Below are 14971 nucleotides of genomic sequence, written 5' to 3' on the forward strand. Positions count from 1 at the left end.
TCCAGAATTGCGTCAAAACAAAGAGTTAGAGCGGTTCGCCGTTTCCATGAAACGGTGAACTGCTCTAGAGGCGAACGGCCTCCGAGAGAAAATCGAGAAAAGCCCGCACCCGCGCAGGCAGATGCTTGCCCTGGCCGACATAGACGGCATGGGTGGCCTCCTCATCGCCTGGGTTGAATTCCTCCAGCAACGGGACGAATGCCCCGGCGTCGATGTCCGGCTGGACATGCCAGCGCGCCAGCCGAGCGATTCCGCCTCCCGCCAGCGCAATCCGCCGCATCGCCTCGCCGTCGGTCAGCGTTGCGTTTCCGACAACCGGGACGATGACCGGCGCACCTGCCGCATCGACAAAAGGCCAGCCGTCTATATGCCGCGCAAAGCCGAAGGCCAGCATATTGTGACGCCCGAGATCGGCCAGCGTGCGCGGCGTCCCACGCGCTTCGACATAGGAGGGTGCCGCGACCAGCACCATCCGGCTCTGCCCCAGTTTGCGCGCTACCAGCCGTGACTCGCGCAAGGGTCCAGCGCGTATCGCCACATCGGCGCGCTCCTCCAAAAGGTCGATCACGCTGTCTGTCAGCACGGCGTCGACGGAAATCTCGGGATAACGCTCCAGAAACCGAGGCAGCAGCGACATCAGCCGGTGGTGGCCGAACGGCACGTAGCTGTTGACCCTCAACCGGCCGCGCGGCGCCGCCCCGGCGGCCGCCTCGTGCTCGGCCGCGTCCATGTCGGCGAGGATGCGCATGCCGCTGTCGTAGAAAGCAGTGCCTTCCGGCGTCAGTTGCAGCTTGCGCGTCGAGCGGGTGACCAGCCGCGCGCCGAGCCTGGCCTCCAGCCGCGCGATCAATTTGCTCACCGCGGACGGGGTCATGCGCAAGGCACGTGCCGCCGCCGAAAAGCTGCCCGCCTCGACGACGCGCACAAACACTTCGATCTCGCCGGAACGGTTGATGTCGGATCTCGCCATCTGTGAATCTATTTCACAGAAAGTATGCCTGGAGCAAGTCTGGTTCACATCGCATGGCCACACGATCTTCCCGGTCGGGGCGCGGCCTGGACAGGGCGCCCGTCACCGCCGAAGTGGAAACATCATGCCTCTCGCTCTCTATGCTCTCGCCGCCGGCGCCTTCGGCATCGGCGTCACCGAATTCGTCATCATGGGCCTGCTCATCGACGTCAGCAAAGATCTCGGCGTCTCGATCTCGGCCGCCGGCCAACTGATTTCCGGCTATGCGCTGGGCGTCGTCATCGGAGCACCTCTGCTGACGATCGCCACCGGCAACTGGCCGCGCAAGACGGTGCTTCTGGCGCTGATGGCGATCTTCACCATTGGCAATCTGGCCTGTGCGCTGGCGCCTGATTATTGGACGTTGATGGGCGCGCGCGTCATCACCGCCTTTGCCCATGGCACCTTCTTCGGCGTCGGCTCGGTGGTCGCCACCGGATTGGTCGCGCCTAACAAGAAGGCGTCGGCGATCGCGCTCATGTTCACCGGCCTGACCATCGCCAACATTCTCGGCGTTCCCTTCGGCACCTGGCTCGGCCAGGCTTTCGGCTGGCGCGCCACCTTCTGGGCGGTGACCGCGGTCGGTCTCGCGGCCTTTGCCGTCATCCTGGCACTGGTGCCGCGCAATCGGACAGCTCCCGAGAAGAGCGACCTGCGCGCCGATCTCGCCGTGCTGCGCCGTACGCCCGTCCTGCTCGGCTTCGCCACCACCGTTCTCGGCTATGCCGGCGTCTTCGCCGTCTTCACCTACATCGCCCCGTTGCTGACCGAGATCAGCGGCTTCCAGGAAGCGGCCGTTTCGCCGATCCTGCTCGTCTTCGGCGGCGGCCTCATCGCCGGCAATATCGCCGGCGGCAAGATCGCCGACCGCTGGCTGGTGCCGGCGGTGCTCGGCAGCCTAGTGGTGCTCGCCCTGGTTCTGGCGACCATGAGCTTTGCTATCCACAGCCAGGTGTTGGCCGTGATCTATGTCGGCCTGCTGGGCGCCGCCGCCTTCGCCACCGTGGCGCCTTTGCAGATGTGGGTGCTGGAAAAGGCCCAAGGTGCTGGCCAGAGCCTCGCCTCGTCCTTCAACATCGCCGCCTTCAACCTCGGCAACGCCGCCGGCGCTTGGCTCGGCAGCGCGGTCATTGCCCAAGGTCTTGGCCTGGGTTCGCTCACCTGGGTCGCCGCGCTGCTGCCGGTCGCGGCACTCGCCGTGGCGGGACTGGCCCTGCGTCTCGATCGCGGCACCGCGCTCGGCGCGCCTGTCTGCGTCCGGTCGTGAAGCTCGCCGGCAAAGCCGGATCGATTCGACTTCTTTCAAAATCACGAGGAGTAAGAAAATGGACTATCGAAATCTTGGCGCATCGGGCCCGAAGGTGCCGGTGCTCTCGTTCGGAGCGGGAACCTTCGGCGGTTCCGGCCCGCTGTTCGGCGCATGGGGCAACAGCGACGCCAGGGAAGCGCGGCGGCTGGTCGACATCTGCCTCGAGGCCGGCGTCAATCTGTTCGACACCGCCGATGTCTATTCGAACGGCGCCTCGGAAGAGGTGCTCGGCGAGGCGATCAAGGGCCGGCGCGATGCCGTGCTGATCTCGACCAAGACCTCGCTGCCTATGGGCGACGGGCCGGCCGACTATGGTTCCTCGCGTTCGCGGCTGATCAAGGCCGTCGACGCCGCGCTGAAGCGGCTCGGCACCGATTACATCGACCTGTTGCAACTGCACGCCTTCGATGCCGGCACGCCGATCGAGGAAGTGCTATCGACGCTGGACGGCCTCGTGCGCGCCGGCAAATTGCGCTATGTCGGGGTCTCCAATTTCTCCGGCTGGCAGGTGATGAAATCGCTCGGGCTGGCCGACAGGCACGGCTATCCGCGCTATGTCGCGCATCAGGTCTACTATTCGCTGGTCGGCCGCGACTATGAATGGGAGCTGATGCCGCTTGGCCTCGACCAGGGCGTCGGCGCGCTGGTCTGGAGCCCGCTCGGCTGGGGCCGCCTGACCGGCAAGATCCGTCGCGGCCAGCCATTGCCCGACAAAAGCCGGCTGCACGACACCGCGAGCTTCGGACCGCCGGTCGAGGACGAGCATCTCTACCGGGTCATGGAGGCCCTCGATGCGGTGGCGCAGGAGACAGGCAGGACCGTGCCGCAGATCGCCATCAACTGGCTGTTGCAGCGCCCGACCGTGTCGTCCGTCATCATCGGCGCCCGCAACGAGGAGCAGTTGCGCCAGAACCTCGGCGCCGTCGGCTGGACGTTGACGCCGGAGCAGATCGGGAAGCTCGATGCGGCAAGCGAGGTCACCGCGCCCTACCCTTATTTTCCCTACCGCCGCCAAGAGGCCTTCGCCCGGCTGAGCCCGCCGGCGGTTTGAGCGTGTCCGACCGCTAGAGCCGAAGATTAGCGGGGCGGCGCCCGCCTCTGTCCTGCCGGACATCTCCCCCACGGGGGGAGATTGGATGTCACCTCGGCTTTCGCCAATTTCCAACGTGAAGGGATGGCGCTGTTAGCAAAGCTGCCGATCTCCCCCACGTGGGGGAGATGTCCGGCAGGACAGAGGGGGGCGCCGTAGAGTGCCGACCTTACGGCCTCGGAGCAGCGGCCCCTAATGCAGCACGAATTCGCCGTCGACCTTGCGCCACTCGTTGGGCGCGATGAGCTTCTGGTGCGTGTAGCTGACCGAATGCAGCGGCCCCTCGAGCTTGGTCTTCCAGAACTCGATGAAGCGGATCAGCACCGGAAACTTCGGCGCGATGTCGTAGTCCTGCCATATGAAGCTCTGCAACAGATGCGGATGGTCTGGGAAATGATAAAGGATATTGGCCGTAGTCAGGCCATAGCCACGCAGCATCAGGTCCATTTCAAGCTGGTCGCGCATTTTTGCTCCCCGGGTTGATTCTCCTTCCTCCCAACAATGGATTGTGCGCGCGGTTGCTTAACCGTCTATTGATTTTTTCTTGATCGAAACCGGCTTTAGCACGCGAAAACATGAAGTTAGCAGCGGTCCGGTGCAAGTGCTGACAGCAGCCGCGGACCCATGTGCGGCATCCCGCCGCGCAAACCCAACGTCTAATGTTGCCGTCATCGCGGAACTGTTAATAATGCGCGCGAATTCGCGGCCGCGTCGCCGCGATCCCGCTGGCGGTTCAAGCCGGCGTTAGTTTCGGGAGGAAAAGCAGGAAATGTCCGAGGTTCATGTCCACCGCGTTCAGCCGGCCTGGAAGAAGAATGCGCTGATCGACAACGACACCTATCTCAAATGGTACGCCGACAGCGTGAAGAATCCGGACAGGTTCTGGAGCAAGCACGGCAAGCGCATCGACTGGTTCAAACCCTTCTCCAAGGTCAGGAACGCCTCCTTCGACGGCAAGGTCTCCATCAAATGGTTCGAGGACGGCCAGACCAATGTTTCCTACAACTGCATCGACCGCCACCTGAAGAAGCGCGGCGACCAGACCGCCATCATCTGGGAAGGCGACAACCCCTACGACGACCGCAAGATCACCTACAATGAGCTCTATGCGCATGTCTGCCGCTTCGCCAACGTGCTGAAGAAGCACGGCGTCAAGAAGGGCGACCGCGTCACCCTCTATATGCCCATGATCCCGGAAGCGGCCTATGCGATGCTCGCCTGCACGCGTATCGGCGCCATCCACTCGGTCGTCTTCGGCGGCTTTTCGCCCGACGCGCTCGCCGGCCGCATCGACGATTGCAAGTCGACCATCGTCATCACCGCTGACGAGGGCCTGCGCGGCGGCAAGCCGATCCCGTTGAAGGAGAACACCGACAAGGCGATCGAGATCGCGGCAAAAGCCGGTACCAGGGTCGAAAAGGTAGTGGTGGTCCGCCGCACCGGCGGCAAGATCGGCTGGGCGCCGGGCCGCGACGTCTGGTACCACGAAGAGGCCGCGACCGTTAAGGCTGAGTGCAAGCCGGAGAAGATGAAGGCGGAGGATCCGCTGTTCATCCTCTATACGTCGGGTTCGACCGGCAAGCCGAAAGGCGTGCTGCACACCACGGCGGGTTATCTCGTCTACGTCTCGATGACGCACCAATATGTCTTCGACTATCATGATGGCGACATCTACTGGTGCACCGCCGATGTCGGCTGGGTCACCGGCCACAGCTACATCGTCTACGGGCCGCTCGCCAACGGCGCCACCACGCTGATGTTCGAGGGCGTGCCCAACTACCCCTCGCAGTCGCGCTTCTGGGAAGTCATCGACAAGCATCAGGTCAACATCTTCTACACCGCGCCGACGGCGCTGCGCGCCCTGATGGGCGCCGGCGACAATCATGTGAAAAAGGCGTCGCGCAAATCGCTGCGCGTGCTGGGGTCGGTCGGCGAACCGATCAATCCGGAGGCCTGGGAGTGGTATTTCAACGTCGTCGGCAACGCCAAGGTGCCGATCGTCGACACCTGGTGGCAGACCGAGACCGGCGGCATCATGATCACGCCGCTGCCGGGCGCCACCGACCTCAAGGCTGGCTCGGCCACGCGGCCCTTCTTCGGTGTCAAGCCGCAACTGGTCGACGGCGAGGGCAAGGTGCTTGAAGGAGCCGCCGACGGCAATCTATGCATCACCGAGTCATGGCCCGGCCAGATGCGCACCGTCTATGGCGATCACGACCGCTTCGTGCAGACCTATTTTTCGACCTACAAGGGCAAGTACTTCACCGGCGACGGCTGCCGCCGCGATGCCGACGGCTATTACTGGATCACCGGCCGGGTCGATGACGTCATCAACGTCTCCGGCCACCGCATGGGCACGGCCGAGGTCGAATCCGCATTGGTCAGCCACGACAAGGTTTCGGAAGCCGCCGTCGTCGGTTATCCCCACGACATCAAGGGCCAGGGCATCTACTGCTACGTCACGCTGATGGCCGGCGAGACGCCGAGCGAGGACTTGCGCAAGGAGCTCCTCGCCCATGTCCGCAAGGAGATCGGCGCCATTGCCACGCCCGACAAGATCCAGTTCGCACCCGGCCTGCCCAAGACCCGCTCGGGCAAGATCATGCGGCGCATCCTGCGCAAGATTGCCGAGGACGATTTCGGCGCCCTTGGCGATACCTCGACGCTCGCCGATCCGGCCGTCGTCGACGACCTCGTCGCCAACCGCCAGAACAAGAAAGGCTGACACCGGCCATGGCCGCGATAGGCAGCGTTGCCGAACTCTGGCGCTATCCGGCGAGTTCGCTCGCCGGCGAACGCCTGGAGACGATCGCGGTCGGCACCGAGAGCATCGAGGGCGACCGCATGTTCGGCCTGGTCGATGCCTCCGACAATGAGATCGCCCGTCCCGATCGCGAGCCGAAGTGGCACAAGGTGCCGCGCATCCGCACCCGGCTGACTGGCGACCGCAGGCTCGAGATCGCGATTCCCGGCGCAGATTGGCTGGCGGCGCCCGGCGCCGAAAGCGACCGTGCCGTTTCCGACTATCTAGGCTTTCCGGCCTCGATCCGTCCGTTCGGCCTGGAGAACGCCCCGCCGGCCTATGCCGGCCCGTTGACCGAGGCGCGCTACCGCAAGGCGCCGATCCATCTGTTGACCACCGCCTCCCTGGCGCGCCTGAAGGCGCTGCATCCGCAAGGCACTCCCGACCCGCGCCGCTTTCGTCCCAACATCGTCATCGACATGGCGTCGGTCGAAGGCACTTTCCCCGAAACCGAATGGATCGGCAGGAAGCTCGCCGTCGGCGACCTGCTGTTGACCATCTCCGAGCCGTGCCGCCGCTGCGGCTTCACCATCATCGCCCAGGACGGTTTCGACGACGATCCGGCGATCCTGCGCAATCTGGTGCGTCATAACGCGCACAATCTCGGCGTCTACTGCACCGTCGACCGCGCCGCCAGCGTCAAGGTCGGCGACGGGATGCGATTCGCCTGAATTACCGGCAGAGGTCCGCCCGAGTCGGCGGCAGGCCGCTCGGGCCCCGCGTCCGCTTGGTGGCGACCGTCTGGAAAATCTGCGCCGAGGCACGATCGAAGGCGATCGAACAGCCGGCCAGGTAAAGCAGCCACAGCCGCGCCTTGGCTTCTCCCACTTCGGCGATGGCCTCGTCGAAGCGCGCATGCAGGCGCTCTGCCCACAGCCGGCAGGTGCGGGCGTAGTGCTCGCGTAGATTCTCGACGTCGTGGACGAGGAAGCCGTGTGCTTCCAGATTGCCGCACGTCATGCCGATCGTGTCGATCTCGCCACCCGGGAAGATGTATTTGATCAGCGCCTTGTATTCCGAGCCCTTGCGCAAGGTCTTCTTCATGCTGCCCTTGCTGCGCCTGGTGATGGCATGATGCAGATAGATGCCGCCCGGCTTGAGCAGGCGATGGACGGTCGAGAAGTAGGCGGCGTGGTTGGCCAGCCCCAGATGCTCGAACATGCCGATCGAGGATATCTTGTCGAAACTTCCGGTGAGCTCGGCATAGGATTTTATCTCGATTGTGATCCGGTCCTCCAGCCCCTCGGCCCGAATGCGTTCGCGGGCGAGTCCGGTCTGGGCCTCCGACAACGAGACGCCATGGCCGACGACGCCATGATGCTTCACCGCATGGATCAGCATCGCGCCCCAGCCGCAGCCGATATCGAGCAGGCGGTCGCCAGGCTTCAGCCGGAGCTTGCGGCAGATATGCTCGAGCTTGTCGGCCTGGGCCTGGTCGATGTCATTGGCGAAATCCTTGAAATACCCGCAGCTGTAGACCATGCGCTCGTCGAGGAAGAGCCGGTAGAAGGCGTTCGATATGTCGTAATGATGCTGGATCGCCTGCTTGTTGGAGCCGCTGACAAAGGGATTTTGCCCGGCGAGGTCGGCGCGTTGCGTCATCTGCCTTCGCGAGAACAGCACGGCCGGCAGGTCGCGCATGATCGCGAGCTTCGGCAGCGCCTTGAACCGCAGCTTGCCTCGTGAAGGCAGCGCGTAGAGGTCAAACAGCGACCCCTCCTCCACATCGACCGCCTTGGAAATCCACATCTCGACCAGCGTCGAGAAATTTGGCCGGCGGGCCAGTTGCCAGACGATGTCCTGGTCGTTGATGGCAAGCACCGGGCCGCCGGCCGGACCGATGCGCTCGCCGGTCCAAAGCCTGACGGCAAAGCCCGGCTTCAGCGCCTGGACGACCGTGCGAACGATGCGTGCTGCTCTTTCGGTAGCGTCCATGCCGTCCCCCACTACATTCGGTAGGCCGATCTTGTCCGCTTGAACCCCTGGCCGCAACCCGATTGCACGAAAGGACGCGGCCAAGCCGGAAAAACGTCTTTTTCCATCTGGCGTCTTGTCTTTTGCTGCAACGCACCCCATCATCAGTGCGTGTTCAACAAACTGAAAGGAGGTGATCCGATGTCGAGTGATTTCGTTTTCCAGAACGTGGCCTCAGCGGATTGCACTTTCGGGAAGCAGTCTTCCCGTTAAGGCGCGAGATGCGCGGCGGGCGACCCATCGGGTTGCCGCCAGGAGCCGCGCCATGGACGGAAACACGGAAGGCCGCCGGCTTCGAAAGAAGCGGCGGCCTTTTTCCTTGTGCGGCTTACTGCGTCAGCGCGACCTTTTCGGTGTTGCGGATGATTTCCTGAAAGGCGGCGTCCAATTCCACCCCGGTCGACACCTCGAAATAGTGTTTTTGAGCGGTGGAGGCATCTTTCGACGAACAGTCCTTCAGCACCGCCTTTGCCTGATCCCGCTCGGTTGCCGACATGTCCTTGTTGTTCAGGTCGAAGCCGATGGTGAAAATTTCGATGCCGTCATTTTTCATGTTGCCGCACAGCGTTTCGGCGTTGCCGCGCGCAAGATTGCCCTGGCTGTTGTAGCGGCCCCCGGCACCGGCGAAGGCGGTATTGAACTGGCCATCGGTCATCAGGATCGCGACCTTGGCGATCTTCTTCGCGTTGACGTCCGAGGCGCCGTTGCCGAGGCCGGCATTCTTGATCGCTGCGCGCCATTGCGGCGACAGCATATAGTAGGTCCACTGAATGGCGATCGCGCCGGCGGTATAACCGTCAGCCTGGAAGTCGTCGATCGAACCAAGCAATGCGCCGGAATCGGCGGTCAGCGGGATCACTTCCGCATCGGGACACTTGTTCATTCCGCCGCCATTGAGATGATCATCCCGGTTGACCAGGGCATAGTACTTCTTGCCGTTCTTATCCATGCGAACAGCATCTGGGCCGTCGGCGCTTAAATCCGCGTCGCCATTTTTGTCCTTGCGCTCCGTGGCGCAATTATCGGGGCGTGGCATCGCCGCGCCGACAATGGAGATGTAGTCGCTGAAGGACGGCAGCAAATTTTTGCCCGTCTTGGCGACGAGAAGCGAACTGCCGGCGACGGGTGGCAGCTCAGAGCTCCCTGGCTTCTCGGCATAGACGTTTTCGGCCAGCTTGCCGGCGTTCACGCCGGATGCGTAAGGCACAATCGCGACGCGGATGCGGGGGTTCTTCGGATCCTGGTTCCGGAGCATCGTCCGAACGGCGTTTTTCGCTGCTGCTTTCAGATCGCCGATCTTGTCGACCTTGCCCCGCTTCGCCATCGAGCCTGTTATGTCGAGCATCATGGCCACCTCGATCTGCTTGTCCGAATAGAGCGCTGTCGTCGAGGCGGGAACGCGCTGCATGTCGCGCGTGCCGAACAGCGGGAAATAGAAGGCGACGTCGGCATGGGCCTCCGCCTGCACCGTCCTGGCGGTCCTGTCGACCGTCAGCCTGTCGAGCACGATCTGGTTGGCCTGCAGGATGCCGGCCGTGCTGTTGGCGTCGAGGAAGGCCTGCACCGATTTGTTGGCATCGGCCTCCTTGATGACGCCGGTCGTCAGGTCCCGCGCCGTCGACGTCACCGCGGCGTCGACCACGCTCTGCAGGCTCGATTTGGCGTTGTAGAGCTGGGTGATGTTGACGGCGAAGCCGACGCCCAGCACCAAGACCGAGGCGGCGAATCCGAACAGGATGGCGAAATTCCCACCGCGATGCCTGGCAAAGTCGCCGGCCGCGTCCACAAGACCCCCGAAAATCCGCATCGTTCTCTCTCCGCTCGCCCCGGCCTCGTCGCCGGGCGGATCGATGCAGGATTCCGGCCGGGCGCGGCCAGCGGCCGCGCACCAGGGACTAGACTCTTGTTTTTACTTCGCTTTCAAGGATGGAAAGGTGAATGGCCGGTAAACGCCAATGCTGCGTTCGCGCGGCATTTACGAAGCGCTTACCAAGATCCTGCATGTCGCGGCACAGGGCGCGCGGCCGTGTCCCGCCGCGGCACAGCCGCACCTGTGCCAGAGCGAGGCAGTAAGGGGATGCATGGAAACCCGGATCAGGCCAGCATCTGCGCGGTGACCGTCCTGTCGATGGCGTGGTAGGGCGGGTTGAACAGATTGTTCTCCTGTTCGTAGGTCCATACCTTGAACAGGCTGAGCCGGTGCGGGCCGAAACTGTGCAGCAACGGCACGTCGGTGGCATCGCGTCCGCGCGCGATGACGATGCGGCCGATCCTCGGAACATTGTGGCGGGGGTCGAACGTGTACCACTTGCCGTCGAGAAACACTTCCATCCAGGCCGAGAAATCCATCGGCGCCGGATCGGCCGGCACGCCGATGTCGCCGAGATAGCCATTCACATAGCGTGCCGGAATGTTCATGCAGCGGCAGAGCGTGATCGCCAGATGGGCGAAGTCTCGGCAGACGCCGACCTGCTCCTCATGCGCCTGCGCCGCGGTGCGGGTCGAGCGGGCATAGCCATAGCCGAAGGACAGCCGGTTGTGGACGTAATCGACGATCGCCTGCACCCTCGCCCAACCGGACGGCAAACGGCCGAAAAGCTCCCAGGCGAGCTGGCTCAGGTGATCGGTCTCGCAATAGCGGCTGCCCAGCAGATAAAACAGCACCTCGTCGGGCAGCTCTGCCACCGGCACCTCGCGTGCCAGCGTGTTGACCTCGTCCGTCTCGCCGCTGTCCTCGACCACGGCATCGTAGAGGATGCGAAAAGTGCCGGCGGGTGCGGTAAAGCGGCGGCACGAATTGCCATGCAAATCGCTGTAGAGCCTGGTCGGAACCGCGGGCGACGTCAGCATGCGCGTCTGCCGCTTGATGTCGGCCTGCCTGTCCCTGTGGATCTCGAGCATTGAAATCACCGGCGTGGCTCCAGCGCATTCAATGGCCATTTCGTAGCCGAGCCGAATCAGCATCGCGTCCCCCTTCGATGGTCGTGGAAAAGCAGCGAAGTTGAAACGCCGGAGGCGGATCGCGGTTCCCTGACTTGCGGAAAAGGGGACTGGCCGAAAAGGTGGCCGCGCGGCTTCCAATGCCGGCGCCGGGACGTTACCATCGGCGCTCCCTCGAAAGACCTCCCCGAAATCAAGGAAAATCATGTACGCAGGCAGAAAATTCGCCGCCTTCCTCTTCGACATGGACGGCACGCTCATCAATTCCATTGCCTCGGCCGAACGGGTGTGGAGCGACTGGGCGCGGCGGCAAGGGCTCGACGTCGCCGCCTTCCTGCCGACGATCCATGGCGTGCGGGCGATCGAGACGATCGCCGGTCTGGCGCTCCCGGGCGTCGATCCGGCGCATGAGGCCGACCTCTTGCTCAAGGCCGAAGCCGCCGATCTGGAGGGCATTGTTCAGATCGCCAGCGCCGCCGCGTTTCTCAACGCGCTCCCGCCGGGGCGCTGGGCGATCGTAACCTCGGCACCGCGCGAACTGGCGCTCTTGCGCATGAAGGCCGCCGGCATCCCCGTCCCTGCCGTGCTGATCGCGGCGGAAGATGTTTCACGCGGCAAGCCGGCGCCCGACTGCTTTCAGCTCGGCGCGACGCGGCTCGGTGTCGATGCGCGCGATTGCCTCGTGTTCGAGGATGCCCCGGCGGGCATCACGGCGGCCGAGGCGGCGGGCGCAGCGGTCATGGTCATAAACGCCACCCACCGGCATCCCCTGGCGACGCGGCATGCCGCGATCGCTGGCTACGACGCCATCGGCGTCACCGTCGACGAGCGCGGCTGGATCGCGCTCCAGCCGCAGCCAGCGGCGGCAGCGGCCTTCTAGGCTCTGGCGACAATCAAACACCCGATTGCCGGCAAATGAGCTGTTTGCTGGGCCGGCATATTAGAAATCGCTGGTCAGGCCCTTGATCTCCCAGTCGCCGTAGCGGCCGGGCTCCTTGCCGCCGCGGCCGCCGACTTCCTTCGGCACCGCGGCTTCCTTGCGGCGGTAGTCCTCGCGCCGCGCCGCGGCCTCTTCAAGCGCGCGGCGGGCGGCGGGCGTCAGCGTCTTCAGCCGCGCTTCGTCATCAGTGGCAGGTGTTTTACTGGTCTCGTCGTTCATGCGATATTCCGGCGGATTGAAACAGGCCGATTGAAACGGGTACCGGCGTTTCCCATCATATAGCGATGAGCCCACGAGGATCGACCCCCTTACATCACGACCAGGACGGGAGCAGACGATGAACACACTTCGCACCGCCATGCTTCTTGCCGCGATGACCGCGCTGTTCATGGGCGTCGGCTTCCTGATCGGCGGCACGGGCGGCATGATGATCGCCTTCCTGATCGCCGCCGCCACCAATCTGTTCAGCTATTGGAACGCCGACAAGATGGTGCTGTCGATGAACCGCGCCGTCGAGGTCGACGAGAAGAACGCGCCCGAATATTACGCCATCGTGCAGGCACTGGCCGAGCAGGCAGGCCTGCCGATGCCCAGGACCTACCTGATCGACAATCCGCAGCCCAACGCCTTCGCCACCGGCCGCAACCCGCAGAACGCGGCTGTCGCCGCTTCCACCGGCCTTTTGCAACGGCTGACGCATGAGGAAGTGGCCGCGGTGATGGCGCACGAGCTCGCCCACGTCCAGCACCGCGACACCTTGACGATGACGATCGTCGCGACCTTCGCCGGCGCCATCTCGATGCTTGGCAATTTCGCCTTCTTCCTCGGCGGCAACCGCGACAACAACAGCCCGTTCGGTTTTGTCGGCGTGCTGGCGGCGATGATCGTGGCGCCCTTTGCGGCGATGATCGTGCAGATGGCGGTCAGCCGCACCCGCGAATACGAGGCCGACCGGCGCGGCGCTGAAATCTGTGGACACCCGCTGTGGCTGGCCTCGGCGCTTGACAAGATCGCCCGGGGCGCCGAACGCATACCCAATCCGGATGCCGAGCGTAACCCGGCGATGGCTCATCTCTTCATCATCAACCCGCTGCACGGCGAGCGCATGGACAGTCTGTTCTCCACCCACCCGAGCACCGAGAACCGCATCGCCGCGCTGCAAGCGATGGCGCAGCGCATGGACGGTGGTGTATCGCGGTCCCCGCAGCGCCAGTCGCCAGTGCCGCCGCAGGCCGACGAGCCGCAATCGGCAGGACCGTGGGGCAAGCCGGCCGCGCCGGAACCCTCGGCAGAGCCCAAATCCAATCCATGGGGTCGCAATCCGACCGGGCCCAAGGGCCCGTGGTCGTGAGCGTGGCGGGCAGAGCACCTCGACGCACAGGTGGTCAGGAAGACAAAAAGGACGGCGAGTTCGTTGCCGGCCTTGCCGCCCGCAAGGCGGCGGCGCGCCTGCTGGCCGCTGTCATCGATGCGAGAACGCCGCTCGACGGCCTGACCGACCATGAAAACGGCCATCCGCAATACAAGGCGCTAGATCTGCGCGATCGCGGTCTTGTGCGCGCCATTCTGGTCACCGCGCTGCGCTATCGCATGACCATTGCCGGGCTGCTGGCGCGGCGTCTGGAAAAACCGCTGCCGGCCAATGCCACCGCGCTGTCGCATATTTTGCATGTGGCGGCCGCGCAGATCCTGTTCCTCGACATTCCAGACAGCGCCGCGGTCGACCTCGCCGTCACCCATGCCAAGTCCGATCCCCGCACATTGCGCTTTGCCGGCCTGGTCAACGGTGTGCTGCGCACGCTCGCGCGGATCAAGGAGGCTGAACTTCCAGAGGCCCTTGCTACCACCGACGAAGCGCCGAAATGGTTTTCCGACCGTTTGAAGGCCGCCTATGGCGTGGACGAGGCCGGACGGATACTCGCCGCCCACCGCCAGGAGGCCCCGGTCGATTTCTCGGTCAAGGCCGATCCGGAGCACTGGGCCGAAAGGCTCGGCGGCATTGCCCTGCCGACCGGCACGATTCGGGTGGAGAAGCTTGCCGGCCCGGTCACCGAACTGCCTGGCTTCGCCGAAGGCGCCTGGTGGGTCCAGGATGCCGCAGCCGGCCTGCCTGCCCGGTTGCTCGGTGATGTCGGCGGGCTTCGCGTCGCCGATCTCTGCGCCGCGCCCGGCGGCAAGACCGCCCAATTGATCGTGGCCGGCGCACGCGTCACCGCGATCGACACCTCGAAGAACCGGCTGGCGCGGCTGGCGCAGAATCTCGAACGCCTCCGCCTGTCGGCGGATATCGTGCAGGCCGACCTCCTCCAGTACGAGCCGGACGAGCTGTTCGACGCCGTCCTCCTCGACGCGCCCTGCTCCTCGACCGGCACGGTGCGGCGGCATCCCGACGTGCCATGGACCAAGACTGTGGCTGATGTCGAGAAGCTCGCCGATCTCCAGCGCCGGCTGCTCGCGCGCGCCGTCACCCTGGTTAAGCCGGGCGGAAGGATCGTCTTTTCGAACTGTTCGCTCGACCCACTCGAAGGCGAGGAGCTTTATCGTGGCTTCCTCGCCGCGACGCCTGGCCTCGTTGCCGACCCGCTTCGCGCCGGCGAGATCATCGGCATCGATCCCTTCCTGACGCAGGAAGGCACGCTGCGCACCACACCTGCCGACCTCGATCTCGGCTCGCCGCAACGTTCCGGTCTCGACGGCTTTTTCGCCGCGCGCATGCGTCGCGCCAGCTAAGGCAAGTCCACGAAAGCTGCGTGACGATTCTCCGTCCGGAATTGCGTGGAACAAGGATCTGGAGCGGAGTATGGATGCCCATCGGGCGCTGAACCGCTCAGGGGTTTAAGCATAGGAAGTTGCTGACTTTTTTGGGGAGCATCCGCGGCCAAGCCAGGCGCAGCGTCACCGCTCGC

General features: G+C 64.3%; 13 protein-coding genes. 7 read left to right on the top strand and 6 right to left on the bottom strand.

Annotated features, from left to right (window positions below; translation table 11 throughout):
- Nucleotides 1-64: 64 nt before the first annotated feature.
- A complete protein-coding gene (locus tag ACIU1A_RS26410; RefSeq protein ID WP_404925630.1) occupies nucleotides 65-970 on the bottom strand; it encodes a LysR family transcriptional regulator in 906 nt (301 codons plus the stop codon).
- Nucleotides 971-1094: 124 nt separating this feature from the next.
- Here ACIU1A_RS26410 and ACIU1A_RS26415 point away from each other — a divergent pair, with 124 nt between their 5' ends.
- The gene (locus ACIU1A_RS26415; protein WP_404925631.1) at nucleotides 1095-2276 is read left to right on the top strand and encodes an MFS transporter; all 1182 of its coding nucleotides are present in this window, start codon (nucleotides 1095-1097) and stop codon (nucleotides 2274-2276) included.
- 58 nt (nucleotides 2277-2334) lie between these two features.
- A complete protein-coding gene (locus ACIU1A_RS26420) occupies nucleotides 2335-3369 on the top strand; it encodes an aldo/keto reductase (protein ID WP_404925632.1) in 1035 nt (344 codons plus the stop codon).
- Nucleotides 3370-3600: 231 nt separating this feature from the next.
- Here ACIU1A_RS26420 and ACIU1A_RS26425 read toward each other — a convergent pair whose 3' ends face one another.
- Complete coding sequence (locus ACIU1A_RS26425) at nucleotides 3601-3873, bottom strand: usg protein (RefSeq protein WP_140492921.1); 273 nt, start codon at nucleotides 3871-3873, stop codon at nucleotides 3601-3603.
- A gap of 304 nt (nucleotides 3874-4177) precedes the next feature.
- Here ACIU1A_RS26425 and acs point away from each other — a divergent pair, with 304 nt between their 5' ends.
- Complete coding sequence (acs, locus tag ACIU1A_RS26430; protein ID WP_140518231.1) at nucleotides 4178-6133, top strand: acetate--CoA ligase; 1956 nt, start codon at nucleotides 4178-4180, stop codon at nucleotides 6131-6133.
- A gap of 8 nt (nucleotides 6134-6141) precedes the next feature.
- Nucleotides 6142-6882 (top strand): MOSC domain-containing protein, encoded by a 741-nt coding sequence (locus ACIU1A_RS26435; protein WP_140624946.1) that lies wholly within the window; start codon nucleotides 6142-6144, stop codon nucleotides 6880-6882.
- A gap of 1 nt (nucleotide 6883) precedes the next feature.
- Here ACIU1A_RS26435 and ACIU1A_RS26440 read toward each other — a convergent pair whose 3' ends face one another.
- The 3 genes from ACIU1A_RS26440 to ACIU1A_RS26450 form a co-directional block, all read right to left on the bottom strand.
- A complete protein-coding gene (locus tag ACIU1A_RS26440; protein ID WP_404925633.1) occupies nucleotides 6884-8146 on the bottom strand; it encodes a class I SAM-dependent methyltransferase in 1263 nt (420 codons plus the stop codon).
- A 367-nt stretch (nucleotides 8147-8513) separates the two neighbouring features.
- Nucleotides 8514-9992, bottom strand: coding sequence for a pilus assembly protein TadG-related protein (locus tag ACIU1A_RS26445; protein WP_404925634.1), 1479 nt, complete (start codon nucleotides 9990-9992; stop codon nucleotides 8514-8516).
- Between the two features lie 287 nt (nucleotides 9993-10279).
- On the bottom strand, nucleotides 10280-11149 hold the full coding sequence (locus tag ACIU1A_RS26450; protein WP_140524987.1) for a transglutaminase family protein: 870 nt from the start codon (nucleotides 11147-11149) through the stop codon (nucleotides 10280-10282).
- A gap of 181 nt (nucleotides 11150-11330) precedes the next feature.
- Here ACIU1A_RS26450 and ACIU1A_RS26455 point away from each other — a divergent pair, with 181 nt between their 5' ends.
- Nucleotides 11331-12005, top strand: coding sequence for an HAD-IA family hydrolase (locus ACIU1A_RS26455; protein WP_140662791.1), 675 nt, complete (start codon nucleotides 11331-11333; stop codon nucleotides 12003-12005).
- 60 nt (nucleotides 12006-12065) lie between these two features.
- Here ACIU1A_RS26455 and ACIU1A_RS26460 read toward each other — a convergent pair whose 3' ends face one another.
- The gene (locus tag ACIU1A_RS26460) at nucleotides 12066-12284 is read right to left on the bottom strand and encodes a DUF1674 domain-containing protein (RefSeq protein WP_140518225.1); all 219 of its coding nucleotides are present in this window, start codon (nucleotides 12282-12284) and stop codon (nucleotides 12066-12068) included.
- A 118-nt stretch (nucleotides 12285-12402) separates the two neighbouring features.
- Between ACIU1A_RS26460 and htpX the strand changes: the two genes are divergently transcribed.
- Entirely contained in the window at nucleotides 12403-13416 is a 1014-nt protein-coding gene (gene htpX, locus ACIU1A_RS26465) for a zinc metalloprotease HtpX (protein WP_404925635.1), read from the top strand.
- The gene (locus ACIU1A_RS26470; RefSeq protein WP_404925636.1) at nucleotides 13413-14795 is read left to right on the top strand and encodes an RsmB/NOP family class I SAM-dependent RNA methyltransferase; all 1383 of its coding nucleotides are present in this window, start codon (nucleotides 13413-13415) and stop codon (nucleotides 14793-14795) included. Before htpX ends, ACIU1A_RS26470 begins: the two co-directional genes overlap by 4 nt.
- Nucleotides 14796-14971: the final 176 nt, after the last annotated feature.

The organism is Mesorhizobium maamorense (assembly GCF_044998965.1).
GTDB lineage: Bacteria > Pseudomonadota > Alphaproteobacteria > Rhizobiales > Rhizobiaceae > Mesorhizobium.

Excerpts from the sequence above, each read along its gene's own strand:
- ACIU1A_RS26410 (WP_404925630.1), bottom strand. The coding sequence starts at position 970 with ATGGCGAGATCCGACATCAACCGTTCCGGCGAGATCGAAGTGTTTGTG.
- ACIU1A_RS26415 (WP_404925631.1), top strand. The coding sequence starts at position 1,095 with ATGCCTCTCGCTCTCTATGCTCTCGCCGCCGGCGCCTTCGGCATCGGC.
- ACIU1A_RS26420 (WP_404925632.1), top strand. The coding sequence starts at position 2,335 with ATGGACTATCGAAATCTTGGCGCATCGGGCCCGAAGGTGCCGGTGCTC.
- ACIU1A_RS26425 (WP_140492921.1), bottom strand. The coding sequence starts at position 3,873 with ATGCGCGACCAGCTTGAAATGGACCTGATGCTGCGTGGCTATGGCCTG.
- acs (WP_140518231.1), top strand. The coding sequence starts at position 4,178 with ATGTCCGAGGTTCATGTCCACCGCGTTCAGCCGGCCTGGAAGAAGAAT.
- ACIU1A_RS26435 (WP_140624946.1), top strand. The coding sequence starts at position 6,142 with ATGGCCGCGATAGGCAGCGTTGCCGAACTCTGGCGCTATCCGGCGAGT.
- ACIU1A_RS26440 (WP_404925633.1), bottom strand. The coding sequence starts at position 8,146 with ATGGACGCTACCGAAAGAGCAGCACGCATCGTTCGCACGGTCGTCCAG.
- ACIU1A_RS26445 (WP_404925634.1), bottom strand. The coding sequence starts at position 9,992 with ATGCGGATTTTCGGGGGTCTTGTGGACGCGGCCGGCGACTTTGCCAGG.
- ACIU1A_RS26450 (WP_140524987.1), bottom strand. The coding sequence starts at position 11,149 with ATGCTGATTCGGCTCGGCTACGAAATGGCCATTGAATGCGCTGGAGCC.
- ACIU1A_RS26455 (WP_140662791.1), top strand. The coding sequence starts at position 11,331 with ATGTACGCAGGCAGAAAATTCGCCGCCTTCCTCTTCGACATGGACGGC.
- ACIU1A_RS26460 (WP_140518225.1), bottom strand. The coding sequence starts at position 12,284 with ATGAACGACGAGACCAGTAAAACACCTGCCACTGATGACGAAGCGCGG.
- htpX (WP_404925635.1), top strand. The coding sequence starts at position 12,403 with ATGAACACACTTCGCACCGCCATGCTTCTTGCCGCGATGACCGCGCTG.